This window comes from uncultured Kocuria sp. (genome assembly GCF_947500125.1).
Classification (GTDB): domain Bacteria; phylum Actinomycetota; class Actinomycetes; order Actinomycetales; family Micrococcaceae; genus Kocuria.
In genome coordinates this window covers 56,477-76,125 of the sequence record NZ_CANMRA010000018.1, presented here as the reverse complement: position 1 = coordinate 76,125, position 19,649 = coordinate 56,477, and the positions used below count along the sequence as shown (strand labels likewise).

Genomic DNA, 19,649 nt, shown 5'->3' with positions numbered 1-19,649 from the left:
GGCCCCGGGGCATCCGGAGCCGATCTGATTCCAGAGTGCCGGGCGCCTTTGGCGCTGACCTCGCGGGATCCTCAAGATTCCGTCAAGACGTCAACCGGATCTCGTGGCGGGGCCCGACAGCGACCGGGTCCCCGGGCGGCACGGCGGGATCGCCGTCCTCCTGGCCGAAAGCCATCGGCAGGTTCGTCGCCGCGTGGGCGTCATAGATCCGCGGGAACGTCCACGGGCGTAGGTGCCGGTCACCGACCGGAGTTAACGTGGCGGTCCCAGGGCCGGGGACCTTCCTGCCCACAGGCGGAGAAGGCCCGGACATGCTGACCGATACCGCACCTCTGATCAGGCAGACGCACCGGCCCGTCGCAGGCGGGCCCGTCCAGGCGGTCGTCGACGTCCGGGGCGCGGTCCGTGCCGGGCGGGCCGTCGCGGAGAGGAGCCGGCGATGAACGTGCCGGCACGCTCGCTCCACCACCTGGTGTGGCCGGTCTTTCTCGTGCTGGCCCTGCTGCTGCTCGGTGCCGGCAACCAGGTGCTCTACGGAATCGCCGTCCCGGTGGCGGCCCTGGCCCTGGTGCTGGTCGTCCCCGGCACCAGGGCCCGCTGGGCGCTGCACGTGGACCGGCTGGACCTTGCCGTGGTGGCCGGGCTCTATCTCGGCGTCGTGGCCCTGTTCTGGCTGGCTTTCCGGGGGTTCACCCAGCAGAACACCCTGGGCCTGTTCCTCTCGTTCGCCGCCGGGATGCTGCTCGGCGTGGTGGGCCCGGTCGTCTACACCACCTGGATCCGCGGAAGGAGTCTGTCCGAACTCGGTTTCCGCCGGGACGACCTCGGCCGGACGCTGGCGCTGGGCGCGGGCCTGGCCGCGGTGCAGTTCGCACTCACGCTGTGGGGCTACGACCTGCCCCAGCCGGTGGACTGGGCACCGTTGCTGGCGCTGTCCCTGACCGTCGGGTTCTTCGAAGTCGTCTTCTTCCGAGGCTTCGTGCAGAACCGGCTGGAAGCCGGTTTCGGGTCCGTGGCCGGTATCGGCGCAGCTGCGATTCTGTACGCCGCCTATCACGTCGGCTACGGCATGGGCGCCTCGGAGATGCTCTTCCTCTTCGGCCTCGGGGTGGTCTACGCGGTCGCGTTCGCCCTGGTGCGCAGTGTGCTGGTCCTGTGGCCGCTGCTGGTGCCCCTGGGGTCCTTCTACAACAACCTCCAAGGCGGTGAGATCACGATGCCGTGGGCGGCGATCCTGGGCTTCGCCGAAGTGCTCGCCCTGATGCTCGCCACTGTCTGGCTCGCAGCCAGGCACGAACGCCGCCGGCAGCAGAAGACCCCGACCCGGGGGCCGGGATCTCGACCCGGCCGACGGGGAACCCCGGGATGACGCCCGAGCGACTCGCCACCGACCTTCCGGTCCCGTCCGGAACACGCGGCGGCACGTCACGGCGCCACGTCACGGCGCCACGTCCCCCGGTTCCTGGAGGGGAACCGCGACCCGGCGGCGACGGCGTAGCGTAGAGCGTCCGGGCGCGACCACCTCGTCGCCGTCCCGCCGCCCCGCCCCCCTCTGCCGCCCCGCTAGGAGACATCGCCCGTGGAACCCCTGCCGCTGGAGCCCCTCACCCGCTTCCTGACCGTGGAGCACGCCGCGGACCTCACCGGGCTGGCCGCGCGCATCCCGGGCTCGGGCTTCCTCTGCTTCTATCCCAACGACGAGGAGTACACGGGTTTCGTCGACGGGACGGGCCGGCTCTGGTTGCGCGGCGACGACGCCACCCCCGCCCGGGAGCTGCTGGAGGTGCTCGAGCCGCCGTTCCGCATCGCCTACCCGGTGGCCCCGGCCGTCACCGGCGACGAGGAGGCGATCGTCTCCGCCGGAGTGCTGCAGACCCCCGAGGAGCTCGAGGCCTACCGCGCCCGCTTCACCGACGTCGAGGGAGAAGCGGACCTCGACCACCAGGCCCACGCCGTGGACGCCGTCGGCCAGCACTGGACCCTGATGGCCGGCGCCGACGCGGGGGAGGTGCTGGCCCTGTGCTTCGGGCGGGACGAGGCGGGCGTGCCGTTCTCCGAGCAGACCACGTTCACCGCGGAGGCCCTGCCCCTGCCGATCACCGTGGTGGAGCTGGACTGAGAACGGATGCCCCGGCGCGGAGGCCCCTACGTGCGGCGCCGGGTCTCCCGCACGGCCAGGAGGCCGCCGGCCAGGAAGACGGTGGTGGCGCCCAGCACGACCAGCAGGGGGACGGTCCAGCCCCCGGTGACGGAGTTCAGCGCGCCGACCAGGGGCGGGCCGACGGTCGCGGCCAGGTAGCCGCTGCCCTGGACGCGGGCGGAGGTCGCCGCGGCCTCGGCATCGGAGCGCACGATGCGCGAGACGACCGAGAAGATCACGGTGAAGCCCCCGCCCTGGGCGATGCCGCCGATGACGGACCATCCCAGGTAGGCCTCGGGCGCGATCAGCAGCCCCACGGGCAGGGTGATCCACAGGGCGCCGACGACGGCCACCGGCACCCATGGCGGAGTGCGGGCGGCCAGCGGGGGCACGCCCAGGGCCCCGGCGATGGCGGCGACCTGGAACAGCGAGGCGCCGGCCCCGGAGGCGGCCAGGCTCAGCCCGCGGGTGTCGGCCAGCAGGGTGGGCAGCCAGGCGGTGATGGAGTAGTAGGAGAAGGCCTGGCCGCAGAAGGCGAGGGTCAGCCACCAGCCGATGCGCCGGACCTGGCCCGTGCCCCGGGTCGTTCCCGAGGCCCCCGTGGTGGTGGGCGGTTCGGCGGGGGAGGTGCGGGGCGCGGTCGGCGTGCCGGCCCGGCGGCGCGCCACGCCCAGCCAGAAGACCAGGGCCACCACGGTCAGGGCGCCCCAGGCGGCCAGCGCCCAGCGCCAGCCGACGGCGGCGGCCAGCGGCGCGGTGCCCAGGGCGGTGATCATCGACCCGACGTTGAGGGCTGCGGTGTAGGCGGCGGTCACCGTGGGGATCCGGCGCCAGGAGACGTCGCGGCGGATGATCACCGGGACCACGATGTTGCCCACGGCGATCGCGGCGCCGATGACCACGGTGCCGGCCAGGACCACCGCGGCGGGGCCGGCGGAGCGGATGACGGTCCCGGCCAGCACGCCCGTCAGGCAGATCAGGATCGCCGCCTCCGGCCCGAGGCGTCCGATGAGCTTCGAGGCCAGCGGGGTGACCAGGGCGAAGAGCAGCACCGGCAGGCCCGTGAGCAGGCCCGCGGTCGCCGCCGAGAGCCCGAGGTCGGACTGGATCTCCGTGATGACGGGGGTCGGGGCGATGATCGGCCCGCGCAGGCTCAGCGCCACGAGCACGATGCCGGCGACCACCCACGGCAGGGCCCGCGGCGTCACGGTGCGGGAGGTCATCTCAGCGGCCCCGGACAGGGTGCGGCTGCGGGGACCGGCCGGCGTTGCGGTGCCCGGCGGTCTCCGGGCACGACTCGGACGGGGTGCTCATGGCGGCTCCTGGGGCAGGACGGGGCGTGGCGCGCGTGCGCGGACGCGCTTCCGGTGGCCTCCTGCCGACGGAGCAGGTGCCACTGCCAGCCTGCCAGATTCCGGCCGGGACGCAGGCCCCGGGGCGAGCCGGAACGGCGCCCTTCCGAACAGGGAAGATATTCCTATATAGCTACTGAGTAGTATGTCCAGTACGCTACGATATGTGACATGTCTGAGATCAGCCGGTTGTTGGACCTCGAATCCATCTGTCTGGACGAAGCGGCTGAGGACTGGCGCACCGCCATCGCCCTGGCCGGTCAGGTGCTCGAGCGGCAGGGGGCCATCAGCGCCGAGTACACCCAGGCCATGATCATGAGCGTCGAGGAGAAGGGCCCCTACATCGTGGTGGCGCCCGGGTTTGCGTTCGCCCACGCCCGCCCCTCGGACGCCGTGCACCGCACCGCGATGTCCTGGGTCCGGCTCGCCCGGCCGGTCGAGTTCGGGCACGCCTCGAACGACCCCGTGAGCCTCGTCGTCGCCCTCTCCGCGAAGGACCAGAAGGCCCACCTGCAGGCCATGCGCTCCCTGGCCACGCTGCTGGGCTCGCCGGAGACGCGGGCCGCCCTGGACACGGCCGCGACGCCCGAGGAGGTGCTCGCCGTGCTGACCCAGGAGGCCCCGGCGGCGCCCGCCCGGGACTCGAGGGCGGAGGCGCCCGCCGCCGAACCGGCGGGGGAGGGGAACGGGAGCGGCCCGGACAGCCGCAACAAGATCCTGACCGTGTGCGGCAACGGGCTCGGCACGAGCCTGTTCCTGAAGAACACCCTGGAACAGGTCCTCGACCGCTGGGGCTGGAGCCGGTACCTCACGGTCGAGGCCACCGACACCATCTCGGCCCGCGGAAAGGCCAAGGAGTCCGACCTGATCCTCACCTCCGGGGAGATCGCCCGGACCCTCGGGGACGTCGGCGTCCCCGTGAAGGTGATCGAGAACTTCACCAGTACCACCGAGCTCGACGCCGCTCTGCGAGAGCTCTACGACGTCTGAAGGCAGGTACCCCGTGAACTGGCTCGTCAGCATTCCCGAGTTCCTGGTCAGTGAGATCCTCGCCGTCCCGGCGTTCCTCATCGGCATCATCACCGCCGTGGGCCTGGCCGCCCTGCGCAAGAGCACCGGTCAGATCATCGGCGGCGCCATCAAGGCGACCCTGGGCTTCCTGCTGATCGGCGCCGGAGCCACCCTCGTCGTCGCCTCCCTGGAGCCGCTGGGCTCCATGATCCTGGGCGCCACCGGCGCCCAGGGCGTGATCCCCACCAACGAGGCCATCGCCGGGATCGCCCAGGCCCAGTACGGGGCCCAGGTCGCGTGGCTCATGATCCTCGGCTTCGCCGTCAGCCTCCTGCTCGCCCGGTTCACCCCCTTGAGCTATGTCTTCCTGACCGGGCACCACGTCCTGTTCATGGCCACGATGCTGACGATCATCCTGGCCACCGCCGGCTACGACAGCTGGGTGACCGTCCTGCTCGGGGCCCTGCTCCTCGGCATCCTGATGGTGTCCCTCCCGGCGCTGGCCCATCCGTGGACCCGCCGGATCACCGGCGACGACAGCGTGGCCATCGGGCACTTCGGCACCGCCGGATACATCGCCGCCGGGGCGGTGGGGCAGATCGTGGGCAAGAAGAGCCGGTCCACCGAGGACACGAAGCTGCCGGAGGGGCTGCGCTTCCTCCGCGACTCGATGGTGGCCACCGCACTGTCCATGGCCCTGATGTACGTGGTCCTCGCCGTGCTCTTCCTGGTCCGGGCCGGGACCGCGGAGGCCTTCACCGCGTTCGAGGGCGGCGCCACCGGCGTGGGCAACTACATCATGATGTCGATCACCCAGGGCCTGCAGTTCGGCGTGGCCGTCGCCGTCATCCTCTTCGGCGTGCGCACCATCCTGGGCGAGCTCGTCCCCGCGTTCCAGGGCATCGCCGCCAAGGTCGTCCCCGGCGCCATACCGGCGCTCGACGCGCCCATCGTCTTCCCCTACGCCCAGAACGCCGTGCTGCTGGGCTTCATCTCCAGTTTCGTGGGGGGTCTGGTCGGGCTGTTCGTCCTCTCCGTCTGGCTGAACCCCGCCATCGGCATCGCGCTGATCCTGCCGGGACTCGTGCCCCACTTCTTCACGGGCGGCGCCGCCGGCGTCTACGGCAACGCGACCGGCGGACGGCGGGGAGCCCTCGCCGGCGGCTTCGTCAACGGCCTGATCATCACGTTCCTGCCCGCGTTCCTGCTGTCCGTCCTGGGCACCTTCGGTGAGGAGAACACCACCTTCGGTGACGCCGACTTCGGCTGGTTCGGGATCGCCGTGGGCTCCGCCGCCAAGATCGGGTCCGTCGGCGGCATCGTGGTCATCTCGCTGATCGGCCTGGCGGTGCTGGCGCTGGCGATCGTCGTGCAGCGCAAGGTGGTCGAGGCCCGGTGGGACCCGTCCCCGGGCCGCGCCTGGCCGGGGGACACGGACGGTCAGGAGACCGCGGCGGCGCAGGCGGCGAGTCCGTCCCGGGTGTTCCCGAAGATCGCCCCGCCGAAGGGTGCGCCCGTACCGCCGCCGCCGCCGAACTGAGGCCGTCGCCCTTCCGGGCTGACCTCTCGGCCTGCGCGCCGGAGGCCGAGAGTCAGGAGTTGCGGCCCCGCGCGGCCACGGTCCAGCGCTCCAGCAGCGCCCCGCCGCGCCCCACGGCCACGTCGTCGACGAGGTTCATGGTGAGGCACACGTGGTTGGGGATCACGCGCAGGCGCTCGCCGAGAGCGGGCAGCGGGGCGTCCTCGGGCCAGACGACGGTGGCGTGGTGCTCGGACAGGGCCGTGATCCGTGCGTCCGGGTGGTCCATCAGCCGACCGTGGCCGGTGGCCCAGGCCGCCCGGTCGCTGCCGAGGACCTTGCTGCCGGCGTCGAGGACGACCCGGCGCGGCACCCCGGTCCCGCCCTCGTGCCGGCTGACCACGGTGGAGGCAACGGTCAGGGCGATGTCCTCGAGCGCGCACCGGCCGAGCTCCAGCTGCTGGGCGTCGCCGAAGACGTAGACCCCCGGCCGGACCTCCGTGGCGGTGGTGCTGTCGGTCAGCAGCGCGCTGGGCGTGGACCCGCCGCTGCGGCGCGGTACCTCGAAACCTGCCTCCTCCAGCTGCCCGGCGGCCCGCTCCAGGGCCTGCTGCTCCTGCGCGGCGGCCTCGACCGGCATCCCCGGGGCGTAGCTGTGGCCCGGGAAGGTGAAGACGCCCTCGACGCGCAGCCCGGCCCGGGCCGCCGCCCGGGCGACGTCCGCGGCCGCGTCAGGGTGGACCCCGCTGCGGTGATGGCCGCTGTCGACCTCCACCAGCACGGCGATGTCCCCCGCCGCGTCCCCCAGCTGCTCGCCCATGGCGGTGGCGGCCTCGGCCGAGTCCACTCCGACACTGATCCGGGCCGTGGCGCTCAGCCGGCGCAGGCGCTCCGCCTGGCGCGGGCCGACCCACAGCGGGTACGCCACGAAGAGGTCGTCGGCCCCGTACGCGGCGAAGATCTCGGCCTCCCCGAGCGTGGCCACGGTCAGTCCGGCCGCGCCCGCGGCGAGCTGCAGCGCCGCGATCTCCGGGACCTTGTGCGTCTTGGCGTGCGGGCGCAGCCGCAGCCCTCGATCGCGCACGGCCGCGGCCATCCGCTCGATGTTCCGCTCGAGCACGTCCCGGTCGATCAGGACGTCCGGGGTGTCGATCTCCGCGGGGATGCTGGTCATGGGGGCTCCTTGTGCCGGGACGACGATCTGCCGAGCTCCGCCCATGCTACGGGCCGGGTCGATCCCGGTGCCGGCGCACCCAGCGGTTCACGCAACGTCAACCGCCGTGCGCGCACGTCCAACCGCCGCGGCCGACGACGCGGACAGACTGTCGGACACCACTCTCGACACGAACCGTCGCAGGCACGAGGAGCAGGCATGGCCGTTGAAGCACCCACCGATGTCATCGTCACCGCGGACAAGATCTGGACCGGCGACCCGCAGAACCCGTGGGCGGAGGCGTTCGCCGTCGTCGATGGAAGGATCCGAGCGGTCGGCACGGAGGCGCAGGTGCGCGCCGTCGTGGGGGAGGCGCTCCCCGTGGTCCGGGCCGACGGACTGGTCCTGCCCGGCTTCTGCGACGTCCACGCGCATCTGGGGCTCGGCGGGCGGCAGCTGGCCTGGGAGCTCCCGCTGCTGCCCACCGATCCGAAGGACGCGGTGCTGGAGAAGGTGCGCACCTGGGCCGAGCGGCTGGGCCCGGGCGAGTGGGTCGTCGGCGGCATCGTGGGCGCCACGGTCATGGACGACATCATGAACACCGAGGATCTCGCCGCCCTGGACGCGGCCGCCGGAGGGCGACCGGTGCTGCTGCGAGACGACTCCATGCACAACCGCTGGGTCAGCTCCCGCGCCCTCGAGCTGATGGGTGTCGGCCCGGACACCCCGGACCCGGACGGCGGCACCTACGTCCGGGACGCGTCCGGTGCCCTCACCGGCGTGCTGCACGAACTGGCGTGCTCGAAGGCCGAGGCCGCCGCCGCGGCGTCCCTGACGGACCCGGTCGAGTACAACACGGAGGCGCTGCGGACCGCGCTGCGGACCCTGAACTCCTACGGCATCACCGCCGTCCAGGACGCGGCGACGATGGAGTACGCGCTCGAGGCCCTGCATCGGCTCGACGACAGCGGGGAGATCACCTCCTGGGTGGTCTGCTCGATGCCGGCCCGCGAGTTCATCGAGGCCGGCACCGTGGGGCAGGAGCTGCTCGAGGCCAGTGGGAAGTACCGCAGCACCCACGTGCGGCCCGACTTCGTGAAGTTCGTGCTCGACGGCGTCCCGATGACGCGCACCTCCGCCATGCTCACGCCGTACCTCTGCCACCACCACGACGACGACCCGCACCACACGGGCGAGCCGCTGTGGACCGAGGAGGAGCTCGTCGAGGCGCTGGAGCAGTGCTACGACCGCGGGCACCACGGCAAGCTCCACGCGACCGGCGACGCCGCGGTGCGCAGGGTCCTCGACGCCGTCGAGACGGTCCGCCGCCGGCACGGCTTCGGGCCGATCTTCCACATCGCCCACGTCGAGTACATCGACCCCGCGGACCTGCCGCGCTTCGCCGAGCTCCAGGTGGTGCCGGACGCCTCGCCCTACATCTGGTTCCCCTCCGTCATCCAGGAGTCCATCGCCAAGCAGATCCCCGCCGAGATCGTGGAGGCCAGCTGGCCCACCCGGGATCTCCTGGAGAGCGGGGCGCTGCTCTCGGCCGGCTCGGACTGGCCGTGCGCCCTGCCGTCACCGGATCCGTGGACGGGCCTGCAGGCCCTGGTGACTCGCAGCAACCCGGACCCCGGCGTTCCCGGCGCGCTCAACCCGGCGCAGAGCCTCCCCGTGGAGGAGGCCGTCGCCGCCTTCACCCGCAACCCTGCCGAAGCCATGGGCCTGGGCGGGGTGGCGGGGATGCTGCGGGAGGGTTGCTCCGCGGACTTCATCGTGGTGGACCAGGACCTCTTCCAGGTGGCCCCGGAGGACATCCACCGGACCCGGGTGCTCGAGACGTGGTTCGAGGGGAGGAAGGTGCACGAGCTGGAGGCGGCCTTCGACGTGCAGGGGTGAGGACCGCGACCCGGCTGCGGCTCGGCCCAGCAGTCGGCCGAGCCCGGGCATCAGCAGCAGGAGCGTGGGCAGGGTGACCAGGGCGGCTGCCGCCCCGGCTGACGCCCATGGCCCGGGCGGGGACTCAGGCGGCGGGCACGAGGTCCGCGCGGTCGGTGTACGCCAGACCGTGGGCCTCGCTGACGGAACGGTGGGTCACGTGGCCGGCCATGGTGTTCAGCCCCGCGGCCAGGGCCGGGTCGGCGGCCAGCGCCGCGGCCACGCCACGGCCGGCGAGAGCGGTCGCGTAGCGCAGGGTGACGTTGGTCAGGGCGTAGGTCGAGGTGTTCGGCACCGCGCCGGGCATGTTCGCCACGCAGTAGAACAGCGTGTCGTGCACCGGGAAGACCGGGTCCTGGTGGGTGGTCGGGCGGCTGTCCTCGAAGCACCCGCCCTGGTCCACCGCGATGTCCACGAGCACGCTGCCCGGCTTCATGGCCGCGACCATGGCGTTGGTGACCAGCTTCGGTGCCTTCGCCCCGGGGATCAGCACGGAGCCGACGACGAGGTCCGCCTCGGTCACCGACCGCTCGATCTCCAGGGTGTTGGAGGCGACGGTGCGCAGCCGCCCGGCGTACAGCTCGTCGAGCTGCCGCAGCCGGTCCACGTTCACGTCCAGGACGGTGACGTCGGCGCCCAGGCCCACGGCCATCGCGGCGGCGTTGGTGCCGGCCACCCCGGCGCCGATCACGGCGACCTGGGCCGGGCGCACCCCCGGGACACCGCCCAGCAGCACGCCCTTGCCCCCGGCGGGAGCGGTCAGGGCCGCGGCCCCGGCCTGCACGGAGAGCCGGCCGGCGACCTCGCTCATCGGGGCCAGCAGCGGCAGGCGCCGGTCGGCGGTCTGGACGGTCTCGTAGGCGATGGCGGTGACCCCGGACTCCAGCAGCGCGGCGGTGAGCTCGGGCTCGGCGGCCAGGTGCAGGTAGGTGAACAGCACCAGCCCCTGCCGGAACCGGTGGTACTCGGAGGCGATCGGCTCCTTGACCTTCAGCACCAGGTCGGCTCGGGCCCACAGCTCGTCGGCGTCGGCCACGAGCTCGGCCCCGGCCGCGGCGTAGTCCTCGTCCGCGATGCCCGAGCCGGTGCCGGCGCCGGCCTCCACGAGGACCTGGTGGCCGTGGGCGGCCAGTTCGTGCACCCCGGAGGCGGTGATGGCCACCCGGAACTCGTTGTTCTTCACTTCACGGGGGACGGAGACGATCATCGGGAGCCTTCTTCCGCAGGAAACGTAGACTGGGTGACATCAAGCTACGGTTTCTCGCCGCTTTCGTGGGGTCTTTCGACGATCCTTCGGCAATCACCGGAGAACTGGGGAAATGATGGAGAACGTGACCCGCATCACACGGCGTGCGCCGCAGGATCAGCGCCCGGCCGAGGAGCTGGACGACCTGGACCGGCGGCTGCTGGCCCTGCTGCGGGAGAACTCCCGGATGACCAACCAGGCCCTCAGTGAGGCCCTCGGCGTCGCCCCGTCCACGTGCCTGGCACGGATGAAGAACCTGCAGCGCACCGGCGTGATCCGCCGGTTCACCGTGGAGGTGGAGCCGCGGGCGCTCGGGCGCACCATCGAGGCCCTGATCAGCGTGCGCCTGCGGCCCGGGGCCCGGCACCTGATGTCCGCGTTCGGCGAGGGGCTGAAATCGGTGCCGGAGGTGTCCCAGTTCTTCTTCCTGGCGGGCTCGGACGACTTCCTCATCCACGTCACCGCCCGGGACACCGACCACATCCGCCAGTTCGTGCTCGAGCACCTGTCCTCCAACCAGGCCGTGGCGGCCACGCAGACCAGTCTCGTGTTCGAGCACGTGCAGGGGTCCGTGGAGCTCTGATCCCGGTCCGCCCCTCAGGGGCGGCGGGAGGTGCCGATCGTGGACCGCTTTGCCTGTGCCCGCACGGCGGCGGCCGCGTCCTCGGCCACGAGGTCCGCGTTGATCGCCGCGGCCGCGCCGACCCCCGCTCCCGCGGCGGAGGAGACCATGGCCGAGAGGTCGCCGGCGTTGCCGGCCGCCCACACCCCGGGGACCTCGGTGCTGCCCATCGGTCCCGTGGCGATGAGCGCCCCCGCGGGGTGGTCGGTCAGGGTGCCGCCGAGCTGCTCGTACAGCTCGGCCCGCGCCACGAACCGGGGCGCCACGACCACGGCGTCCACAGGGACCTCCTGCCCGTCGTCGAGGACCACGGCGCGCAGCACGTCCTCCTCGGTGCGCAGCCGCCGCAGGAGCCCCTCGGCGACCCGGACCCCGAGGGCGGAGAGCTGCTCCCAGGCTTCGGTGCCGGGATCGGGCATCCGGTGCGGGAAGAAGGTGACGTCCTCGCTGAGCTGCCGGAACAGCAGCGTCTGGTGGATGCTCATGGGCCCCGCGCCGAGCACGCCGATGCGCTTCCCTCGGACCTCCCACCCGTGGCAGTACGGGCAGTGCAGCACGCTCCGCCCCCACAGCTCGGCCACGCCGGGCACGTCGGGGAGCTCGTCGACCAGCCCGGAGGCGAGCAGCAGCCGCCGCGCGCGCAGCACGCCGCCGCCGGCGAGACCGACCGTGAACCCGCCCTCCTCGGCCCGGGCGGTGACGGCGCGGTCCCGGACGATCTCCGCCCCGTACTGCTCCGCCTCCCGCCGGCCGGTGGCCAGCAGCTCGAGCGGCGGGATCCCCTCCCGGCCGAGGAGGTTGTGCGCGCCGCCGGCCGGGGCGTTGCGGGGTTCGCCCGCGTCCACCACGACCACCGAGCGCAGGGAGCGCGCCAGGGCGGAGGCGGCGCTCAGGCCGGCGGCGCCGCCTCCGACGACGACGACGTCGTGCGCGGACATGCTGTTCATGGTCCGGGTCCTCTCGTGCTGGTGGTTCATGCCCGGTGCGCCGCCCAGACGATCCGTCCGGCGCGCAGCACCAGGTCCTCCCGGTGCAGAAGCCCTCCGGGGGCGTCCTCGGTGAGCAGGTGCTCGAGGGCGAGCAGGTCGTCGGCGGCCAGCCGGTCGGCGAGGACCGGGAGGGCGCGGCGGAACGAGTGGTGCGCCCAGCGTCCTGTGCCGGGTGGGGCCGGCCGTGCCTCGACGCCGAACCGGCGCCGCCCCGCGAGCCGGAAGCCGGCCTCCTCGAGGCGGGGTCCCCACTCGGGGAAGGCGTTCCAGTGCGCCCGGGCGAGGACCTCGTGGCAGCGGCGCTCCAGGCCCGGGCGGCCGATCCCGATGTCCTCGGGCACGAACCGCGGCAGCGCGTCCATCTCCACGACCACGAGGAGACCGCCGGGGCGCATCCTGGCGTGGAGCTCGCGCAGCAGCCGGTCCGGCGCGGCGAGCTCGTGCAGCGAGGAGGCCGCCCAAGCGAGGTCGACCGCCCCGATCTCGGGCCAGGCGGTGTCCAGATCGGCCTGCACCGTGCGGATCCGGTCCGACAGGCCCGGTGCGCCGGCCGTGGCGCGGAGCCGCTCGAGCCTCGAGGCCGACCGGTCGATCGCGACGATCTGCGCCGACGGGAAACGGCGGCCCAGGAGCCGGCTGCCGGGGCCTGTTCCCGCGCCGATGTCCGCGACCGTGCGCGGTGCGCCGCGGACGTGCGGGGCGACCCAGTCGAGCACCTCCTCCAGCAGCGGGCCCAGGATCTCGGCGTCCAGCTCGAGCAGCTCGGCCAGTCCGTCGTCGTCGTGCCGCTCGGAGTGGGGGTGGCGCCCCGCCGTCGGGTGCGGGGAAGCGTGCGGTGTCATGCCTCCACGGTAGGCGAGGAATGTCCTAATGGCATAGACTCTTGCCTATGACGCAAGAACTCGACCTGGACGCCGTGATCCGCCGGCGCATCCGCGGTCTGCGACTGGCCCGCGGCTGGTCCCTGGACGCCCTCGCGGCCCGGTGCCACCTCAGCCCGTCCACGCTGAGCCGGCTCGAGACCGGGCACCGCAGGATCGCGCTCGACCAGCTGGTGCCCATCGCCCGGGCGCTCGACACCTCGCTCGACCAGCTCGTCGAGTCCCCCGAGGATGAGGACGTGGTGATCCGCCCGCAGCCCAGCAGCACGCCGGGGCTGACCACGTGGCTGCTCTCCTCCGAGCGGGCCCTGCACGGGATGACCGTGGCCAAGATGCGCATCCTGCCGGGCCGGCCCCCCGCGCCGGAGCGGCTGGCGGTGCACCCGGGCCGGGACTGGTTCACCGTGCTCTCCGGGACCGCCCGCCTGCACCTGGGGGAGCGGGTCGTCGTGGTCGAGGCCGGTCAGGCGGCGCAGTTCTCCACGATGGTCCCGCACGCCATCGTGGCGCAGGGCGGGCCGGTGGAGATCCTCACCGTGCTCGACCACGACGGCGAGCGCGCCCACCTGCAGAGCGACGACGGGCCCTCGGCGTAGGGCGGCACCACTGGTACAATATTCTGTACGTCGAAAGGGGGCGCCATGCGCACCATGTCCTACTCGGAATCGCGGGCCCACTACGCCGCAACCCTGGACGCGGTCGTCGACGACCGCGAGGAAGTCGTCATCACCCGGGCCGGTCACGAGCCGGTGGTCATCGTTGCGCTGGACGAGTACGAGTCGCTCAAGGAGAGCGCCTACCTGCTGCGGAATCCGGCCAACGCCCGGCGGTTGCTGGCCTCGATCGAGCGCCTCGAGTCCGGTGGCGGCGTCGAGCACGACCCTGCCGAGTGAAGTACGTCTGGGACGAGGACGCCTGGGCCGACTATGAATGGTGGCAGGCCCAGGACCGGAAGACCCTGAAGCGCATCAACACGCTGCTGCGCGACATCGCCCGCAACGGCAACGAGGGGATCGGCAAGCCGGAGACCCTCAAGCATGGGTTCCAGGGCTACTGGTCCCGCCGGATCACCGACGAGCACCGGCTGGTGTACCGCATCGCCGATGACGAGATACGCATCGCGGCCTGCCGGTACCACTACGGCTCCTGAGTGCCTCGGCCGGAGCGGCGCGCCGGCTCGTCCTCCAGGTTCTCGATCGCCCCCACGGCCCGCACTGCGCGGCAGGAACGGCCGGGCCGGGCCGATCGAGGCGGCCGGGGAGCGGGGCCGACGCGAATAATTGCCGTCCCCGCCCGGTTGTACAGTCGAACAGGCGCCGCCCGCGCGAGGGCGCGCCGCTCCCACCTCGATCCAGGACCGTGAGATGACCTGTGCCCTGCCGTCCCTCCGGACGCCCCCGACCGTCCCGTCCGTCTCCGGCGACGACGACGCCCGCTGTCTCGGTGTGGACATCGGCGGGACGACCATCAAGTACGCGGTCGTGGACCCGGTCCGCGGGACCACCGTCGGCCCGGTCCGCCGGGTGCCCACGCCGGCGCCGGCGACCCCGGCGGCGGTGGTGGCCGTCCTGCGCGGGGTCCTGGAGAAACTGGAGGGTGCGCCGCAGCGGGGCGGACCCGTGGCCGGGGTCGGTGTGGGCGTCCCGGCCATCATCGACCACGGCATCGCCCGCTCGGCCGCTCACCTCGACGACTCCTGGATCGGCGCGGACGCCCGGGAGCTGCTCGCCACCGGGCTGGGGCGCGAGGTCGCGGTGCTCAACGACGCCGACGCCGCCGGGCTGGCCGAGGTGCGCTTCGGCGCCGCCCGCGATGCCGACGGCACGGTGCTGGTGATCACGCTGGGCACCGGGATCGGCTCGGCCCTGTTCCTGGACGGGGAGCTGATCCCCAACAGCGAGTTTGGGCACGTGTGGCTGGACGGCCGGGACGTCGACGGCTGGGCCGGCGCCTCCGCCCGGATGGAGGAGGCCCTGGACTGGCCGACCTACACGGACCGGCTCCAGCGCTACCTGTCCCACCTCGAGCGCCTGATCTCGCCGGACCTGATCGTCCTCGGCGGGGGGATCAGCGAGCGGCACCAGGAGTTCCTGCCCCACCTGCGGCTGCGCGCGCGGGTGGCCCCCGCGCAGCTGCGCAACGCCGCCGGCATCGTCGGCGCCGGCCGCCAGGCGCACCTCGGGGTGGTGCGGGCGGACCGCCTCCTCGGAGTCCGCTGAGCCGGTCCGGGACGACCAGCCCCTGCTGTCCCCCGCGGCCGCGCCCCCGCCATCGGGGCGTTCCGTGCGTCACGGTCGACGACGTCTTGCGTCAGCACTGGTGAGAAGGGGGTCGGCCGCCGGGCGGTGGGACCTGTGCGAGGCGCGGCCCGCCGCTGCCTGAAAGTTCGTGCACCCCGGCCGGTGGGCCGTGGACCGATGCAAAGGGTGCTTCCCCTGTGTGACGTGGATCTCTACCATGGACAAGGACAGCGTCGTCGAGCACCCCGCCCGGCACCGGGACCGTCCGCAGGTCCCGATGCGCTCGCACGACTGGAGATCCCCGCCATGAGCCTTTCCGCACTGAGCCCCGTTCCCGACGACACCGGTCCCCTCGACGTCCTCCCGGGCATCGGCGTGGGCCCGGCCATCGAGCCGGTCGCGTCGATCACCGTCTCCCATGTCGCCCGGTACCGCATGCGCACCGACCGCGCCGGCCTGAACCTCCGCGCCGGTGAGGCGGTGCTGTGCGCCCCCTACGAGCCGGTCGAGCTCGGGATGGTCGTGCTGGTCCGCTGCGAGGTCGACGGCTACACCCCGGGCGCCCTGATCCCGGCGGCCGACGTCGAGTACCTCGAACCGGTCGGCCCGTCCTTCGGCCCGTTCGTCTGGGGCACGCCCGGCGTCCGCGACTGAGCGCCTTGCCCGGCCCGCGGCGTCACGCCTCGGTCAGGGCGTCCGACTTGTGGGTCGCACGGGCCCCGGTGTCGGCGGACTCCACGATGTAGTGCGGATCGTCCGTGCTCGCGCGGTACGTGCGGCCGTCGAACTCGAAGTCCTCGGTCCTCTTCTCGACCACGGTGCCCTCGGTGGTGCCCTGCGGGGTGTTCCACGTGACCTTGGTGCCCTTGCTCAGACCCATCAGCTGCTCCTTCTCCCGTGCTCGTCCGCGCCGGCGTCCGTGCACCCTCGCGCCGGTCCCGGCCGCCGCGGCACGCCCTCGGCGGCCGGGCACTCCCGGGTGTGGGGCCCAACCTACCGACGGATCGGAGCCCTGGCGAGCGTCCGCGGGCGCAGGGCGCGAGCCGGTCACGCCGGCCGGGCCACCACTGCCGCGCCGCCGGCTACCGGGCGGAGGCGGCGGGTTCGCGGACTGCCGTGCCCTCGCGCGATGCGCCGGCACCGCGTCCCCCGGTGTCCCGGTCCTCGTCGCCGGTCCGCCGGTCGGCAGGCCGGCCGGCGGTGCCCACGAGGCGGCCCTCGGTGAGCGCCTCGGGCTCGACGTCCTGCTCGATCGTCGTGGCCAGCGGCTTCTCGGTCACGAAGCACAGCAGGGCGGCCGCCAGCAGCCCCAGGGGCATGATCCACAGGTAGATGGGGGTCAGGGCATCGTTGTAGGAGGTCACGATGGGGTCCTGAATCGCCTGGGGGAGCGAGGCGACCACGGCAGGGGTGAGTGAGTTGGTCCCGCCCGCGCCGCTCTCGAGCGCGGCCGCCGGCAGGCGCTCGGCCAGCAGATCGGCCAGTCGGCCCGCGAAGACGCTGCCGACCACGCCCGAGCCCAGGGTGGCGCCGATCTGGCGGAAGAAGTTGTTCGCCGCGGTGGCGGTGCCGACCTGCCGCAGCGGGAAGGTGTTCTGCACGATCAGCACCAGCACCTGCATGGACAGGCCCAGGCCGAGGCCCAGGACCGCGATGTAGAGGCACACGTGCCACACGCCCTGCTCGGAGGTCAGGGTCGCGAGCAGGCCCATGGCCACGGCCACGATCGCGCTGCCGGCCACCGGCAGCCACTTGTAGCGGCCCGTCCGGCTCACCGCCCGCCCGGCGAGCACGGAGGTTACGAGCAGGGTGCCCATCATCGGCACCATCAGCAGCCCGGAGCGGGTGGCGTCGATGCCGAAGACCATCTGCAGGTAGGTGGGCAGGTAGCCGAGGGCCCCGAACATCGCCACGCCGGTGAGCAGCCCGGCCAGGGTGGTGAGGACGAAGTTGCGCTCGCGGAACAGGTGCATCGGGATGATCGGCTCGGCGGTGCGCCGCTCCACGGCCACGAAGGCCGCGGAGGTCACGAGCGTCCCGGCGATGAGGCCGAGGATCACGGGGTCGGTCCAGGCGTACTTGCCGCCGCCCCACGTGGCGAACAGGACCAGGCAGGTCGTGGCCACGGCCAGCAGCGCCATGCCGCCGATGTCCAGGCGCGGCCGGCCGCTGTGCCGGGGGAGCTTGAGGAATAGGACGGCTCCGGCCAGCGCCAGCAGCCCGAGCGGGATGTTGATCCAGAAGACCCAGCGCCAGCCGGGTCCCTCGGTGAAGAATCCGCCCAGCAGCGGACCGGCCACCGAGGCGAGGGCGAAGACTCCGCCCATGACGCCCATGTACTTGCCGCGCTCCCGGGCGGGGACCACGTCCGCGATGGCGGCCTGGGAGAGGATGATCAGCCCGCCGCCGCCGAGCCCCTGGATCGCGCGGGCCGCGATGAGGACCTCGATGGTGCCGGCGAGCGCGCCGACGACGGAGCCGGCCATGAAGACCAGGATCGCGCCCAGCAGCAGGGGTTTGCGGCCCATGAGGTCCCCGAGCTTGCCGTACACGGGCATCATGATCGTCGAGGCCAGGATGTAGGCGGTGATCACCCACAGCATCTCGTCGACGCCGTTGAGCTCCCCCACGATCGTGGGCAGGGCGGTGCTGAGCACGGTCTGGTTCAGGGCGGCCAGCAGCATGGAGAGCATCAGGCCGACGAAGAGCAGCACGAGGTGCCGGGAGCCGCCGGCCGGTTCGGCCCGGTGCGCGGGGGTGCGGGTCATGAGAGCTTCTCCTGGAGGCGGTGGAGGAGGGTGAGCGCCGACTCGTGGTCCTCGGTCGGCAGTCCCCGCGCCGGGGAGTAGCCCTCGGCGGTGATGGCGAAGCGCAGCGGGACGCCGCCGAGCAGGACCAGCATCCGGGCGACCTCGTCCACGCGGTGCTCCCCGATCCCGGCCGACCACTCCGGCTCCCGGGCCAGCAGCTCCGCGAGGGTGTGGCGCACCAGGGCCTCGGCCTCGAGCATCAGCTCGTGCCGGCGGCGGCCCAGGCTCGGGTGGTCCTGCAGCAGCTTCCGGCGCCGCTCCGCGTCCGGGCCCGCGTAGGCGCTGCGGGACACGGCCAGCAGCAGGCGCGAGACCTGGCCCAGCAGGTCGTGCTCGAGGGAGAACCCCTCCAGCAGCTCCGGGTCCAGCGAGGGGGCCCGCATGCCCAGGACGGCGTCCTCCTTGGCGGGGAAGTAGTTGAAGAAGGTGCGCGGGGAGACGCCGGCCGCGGCGGCGACCGCCTCCACGGTGGTGCCGTCGACCCCGTGCTCGACCGCGAGGGCGGCGGCCGCCTCGTGGATGGCGGACCAGGTCTCGGCCTTCTTGCGGGCGCGCAGGGTGGGAGGGGACGTGTCGTTCACGCCCATATTCTTGCAGTTCTGCACGTTTTGCACAACTGCAATATTCGCGAGGGGTGACGGCCCGCTCCCGACGGCGCGGGCCCAGCCCTCCGGCTCAGCCCCTCCGGTTCAGTCCTTCAGCGGGTCGTGGCCCCAGTTCATGAGGGAGTACCGCCACCGGGTCTCGCGCACGTCCCCGTCGGGCCGCTGGGCCAGGTGGCGGTGGACGTAGCCGACGACCTTGCGCATGTGCTCCCGGTCGGCGTCGGTGCGCTCACCCTGCGGCGTGCGCAGGATCTCCACGATGCGCCGCCCGGAGCGGTGGCCCACCGACTCCCCGCCGTCGTCCTGGCCCACCGAGGTGGACTCCTCGGTGTCCAGCCACGTCGAGAGCTGTCCGGCCGTCATATTGACGGCCTCGTCGAAGTCGTGGCCGGTGGTGTCGCCGCTGTCGCTCATGCCTCGCTCCTCAGGACCAGCTCGGTGTACTCGTCACCCTGGATCTTCACGTGCGCCCGCGCCCGCGCCCGGGCCGCCTCCGGGTCGTGCGTCAGGATGGCCTCCGCGATCGCCTGGTGCTCGTCCAGGCTCCTGGTCATCCGGTCGCCCACGCGCAGCTGGAGGCGGCGGTAGACCTCCAGGGCGCCCTGCAGCTTCTCCGTCTCGGCGCGCAGGAACTCGTTGCCGGAGCCTGCGTAGATCGCCCGGTGGAAGCGACTGTTGGCGTCGTAGTAGCCGTCCGGGTCCTCCTCCTGCACGAACCGCCGGCAGGCCTCGAGCCCCGCGGTCATCTCCGCGGCCGCCTCGGGGGGCATCCTCCGGGCGGCCAGCTCGGCGCAGAGGCCCTCCAGGTCCGCCATGACCTCGAACCGCTCCGCGAGCTCGCGCACGCTCAGGCGGGAGACGAACGTCCCGTGCTTGGGCCGGATCTGCACCATCCCCGAGTTGCTCAGGTGCTGGAGCGCGTCGCGGATCGGGGTGCGGGAGCACCCGTACTCCGCGGAGATGCTCGTCAGGTCCAGCTTGTCGCCCGGTCGATAGCGGCCGGCGACGATGGCCTCCTCCAGGCCCCGCCGCACACGCACGGCTTCGGTCATCGTTGCTCCTTCGACGCGTGGTCCAAATCTATCCCAGCCGGACTGTGGCGCAGCTCACACGAATGCTCTACAGTTCCCTCTTATATACAAC

At 72.9% G+C, this 19,649-nt stretch carries 21 protein-coding genes; 11 read left to right on the top strand and 10 right to left on the bottom strand.

The genetic code is table 11. The annotated features are described in order from the left end of the window. Positions 1–439 precede the first annotated feature (439 nt). Entirely contained in the window at positions 440–1,369 is a 930-nt protein-coding gene (locus Q0817_RS12800; protein WP_298588477.1) for a CPBP family intramembrane glutamic endopeptidase, read from the top strand. 210 nt (positions 1,370–1,579) lie between these two features. Next, complete coding sequence (locus Q0817_RS12795) at positions 1,580–2,119, top strand: hypothetical protein (RefSeq protein ID WP_298588463.1); 540 nt, start codon at positions 1,580–1,582, stop codon at positions 2,117–2,119. Positions 2,120–2,145: 26 nt separating this feature from the next. Here the strand turns inward: Q0817_RS12795 and Q0817_RS12790 are convergent, their stop codons facing one another. Continuing rightward, complete coding sequence (locus Q0817_RS12790) at positions 2,146–3,363, bottom strand: MFS transporter (protein ID WP_298588449.1); 1,218 nt, start codon at positions 3,361–3,363, stop codon at positions 2,146–2,148. Positions 3,364–3,663: 300 nt separating this feature from the next. Here Q0817_RS12790 and Q0817_RS12785 point away from each other — a divergent pair, with 300 nt between their 5' ends. Both Q0817_RS12785 and Q0817_RS12780 read left to right on the top strand, forming a co-directional pair. Beyond that, on the top strand, positions 3,664–4,482 hold the full coding sequence (locus tag Q0817_RS12785; protein ID WP_298588438.1) for a PTS sugar transporter subunit IIA: 819 nt from the start codon (positions 3,664–3,666) through the stop codon (positions 4,480–4,482). A 13-nt stretch (positions 4,483–4,495) separates the two neighbouring features. Next, complete coding sequence (locus tag Q0817_RS12780) at positions 4,496–6,043, top strand: PTS ascorbate transporter subunit IIC (protein ID WP_298588430.1); 1,548 nt, start codon at positions 4,496–4,498, stop codon at positions 6,041–6,043. 52 nt (positions 6,044–6,095) lie between these two features. Here Q0817_RS12780 and Q0817_RS12775 read toward each other — a convergent pair whose 3' ends face one another. Further along, the gene (locus Q0817_RS12775; protein ID WP_298588415.1) at positions 6,096–7,196 is read right to left on the bottom strand and encodes an alanine racemase; all 1,101 of its coding nucleotides are present in this window, start codon (positions 7,194–7,196) and stop codon (positions 6,096–6,098) included. A 198-nt stretch (positions 7,197–7,394) separates the two neighbouring features. Here Q0817_RS12775 and Q0817_RS12770 point away from each other — a divergent pair, with 198 nt between their 5' ends. Further along, entirely contained in the window at positions 7,395–9,074 is a 1,680-nt protein-coding gene (locus Q0817_RS12770; protein ID WP_298588400.1) for an amidohydrolase, read from the top strand. A 124-nt stretch (positions 9,075–9,198) separates the two neighbouring features. Here Q0817_RS12770 and ald read toward each other — a convergent pair whose 3' ends face one another. Further along, positions 9,199–10,320 (bottom strand): alanine dehydrogenase, encoded by a 1,122-nt coding sequence (gene ald / locus Q0817_RS12765; RefSeq protein WP_298588385.1) that lies wholly within the window; start codon positions 10,318–10,320, stop codon positions 9,199–9,201. A 115-nt stretch (positions 10,321–10,435) separates the two neighbouring features. On the opposite strand from ald, the gene Q0817_RS12760 reads away from it, so the two are divergent. Beyond that, a complete protein-coding gene (locus Q0817_RS12760) occupies positions 10,436–10,942 on the top strand; it encodes an Lrp/AsnC family transcriptional regulator (RefSeq protein ID WP_298588665.1) in 507 nt (168 codons plus the stop codon). Positions 10,943–10,956: 14 nt separating this feature from the next. Here Q0817_RS12760 and Q0817_RS12755 read toward each other — a convergent pair whose 3' ends face one another. Then, a complete protein-coding gene (locus tag Q0817_RS12755; RefSeq protein WP_298588369.1) occupies positions 10,957–11,928 on the bottom strand; it encodes an NAD(P)/FAD-dependent oxidoreductase in 972 nt (323 codons plus the stop codon). Between the two features lie 26 nt (positions 11,929–11,954). Beyond that, a complete protein-coding gene (locus tag Q0817_RS12750; RefSeq protein WP_298588354.1) occupies positions 11,955–12,812 on the bottom strand; it encodes a methyltransferase domain-containing protein in 858 nt (285 codons plus the stop codon). 47 nt (positions 12,813–12,859) lie between these two features. On the opposite strand from Q0817_RS12750, the gene Q0817_RS12745 reads away from it, so the two are divergent. The 5 genes from Q0817_RS12745 (at position 12,860) to Q0817_RS12725 (ending at position 15,745) form a co-directional block, all read left to right on the top strand. After that, entirely contained in the window at positions 12,860–13,447 is a 588-nt protein-coding gene (locus Q0817_RS12745) for an XRE family transcriptional regulator (protein ID WP_298588339.1), read from the top strand. A gap of 45 nt (positions 13,448–13,492) precedes the next feature. Further along, positions 13,493–13,744, top strand: a complete 252-nt coding sequence (locus Q0817_RS12740; RefSeq protein ID WP_298588325.1) for a type II toxin-antitoxin system Phd/YefM family antitoxin — start codon at positions 13,493–13,495, stop codon at positions 13,742–13,744. Further along, on the top strand, positions 13,741–14,001 hold the full coding sequence (locus tag Q0817_RS12735; protein ID WP_298588313.1) for a Txe/YoeB family addiction module toxin: 261 nt from the start codon (positions 13,741–13,743) through the stop codon (positions 13,999–14,001). Before Q0817_RS12740 ends, Q0817_RS12735 begins: the two co-directional genes overlap by 4 nt. Positions 14,002–14,215: 214 nt before the next feature. Further along, positions 14,216–15,070: a polyphosphate--glucose phosphotransferase gene (gene ppgK / locus Q0817_RS12730; protein ID WP_298588305.1), complete on the top strand. Its 855-nt coding sequence runs from the start codon at positions 14,216–14,218 to the stop codon at positions 15,068–15,070. 327 nt (positions 15,071–15,397) lie between these two features. After that, complete coding sequence (locus tag Q0817_RS12725) at positions 15,398–15,745, top strand: hypothetical protein (RefSeq protein ID WP_298588299.1); 348 nt, start codon at positions 15,398–15,400, stop codon at positions 15,743–15,745. Between the two features lie 22 nt (positions 15,746–15,767). On the opposite strand, the gene Q0817_RS12720 is transcribed toward Q0817_RS12725, so the two are convergent. The 5 genes from Q0817_RS12720 to Q0817_RS12700 all read right to left on the bottom strand — a co-directional run bounded on the left by Q0817_RS12720 (position 15,768) and on the right by Q0817_RS12700 (position 19,558). Beyond that, entirely contained in the window at positions 15,768–15,971 is a 204-nt protein-coding gene (locus Q0817_RS12720; protein WP_298588292.1) for a DUF2945 domain-containing protein, read from the bottom strand. Between the two features lie 202 nt (positions 15,972–16,173). Next, positions 16,174–17,859 (bottom strand): MDR family MFS transporter, encoded by a 1,686-nt coding sequence (locus tag Q0817_RS12715; RefSeq protein WP_298588280.1) that lies wholly within the window; start codon positions 17,857–17,859, stop codon positions 16,174–16,176. After that, the gene (locus tag Q0817_RS12710) at positions 17,856–18,482 is read right to left on the bottom strand and encodes a TetR family transcriptional regulator (RefSeq protein WP_298588245.1); all 627 of its coding nucleotides are present in this window, start codon (positions 18,480–18,482) and stop codon (positions 17,856–17,858) included. The genes Q0817_RS12715 and Q0817_RS12710 overlap by 4 nt, the downstream gene beginning before the upstream one ends. A 108-nt stretch (positions 18,483–18,590) precedes the next feature. Next, on the bottom strand, positions 18,591–18,920 hold the full coding sequence (locus Q0817_RS12705) for a DUF3140 domain-containing protein (protein WP_298588231.1): 330 nt from the start codon (positions 18,918–18,920) through the stop codon (positions 18,591–18,593). Next, on the bottom strand, positions 18,917–19,558 hold the full coding sequence (locus tag Q0817_RS12700) for a GntR family transcriptional regulator (protein ID WP_298588217.1): 642 nt from the start codon (positions 19,556–19,558) through the stop codon (positions 18,917–18,919). The genes Q0817_RS12705 and Q0817_RS12700 overlap by 4 nt, the downstream gene beginning before the upstream one ends. Positions 19,559–19,649 lie beyond the last annotated feature (91 nt).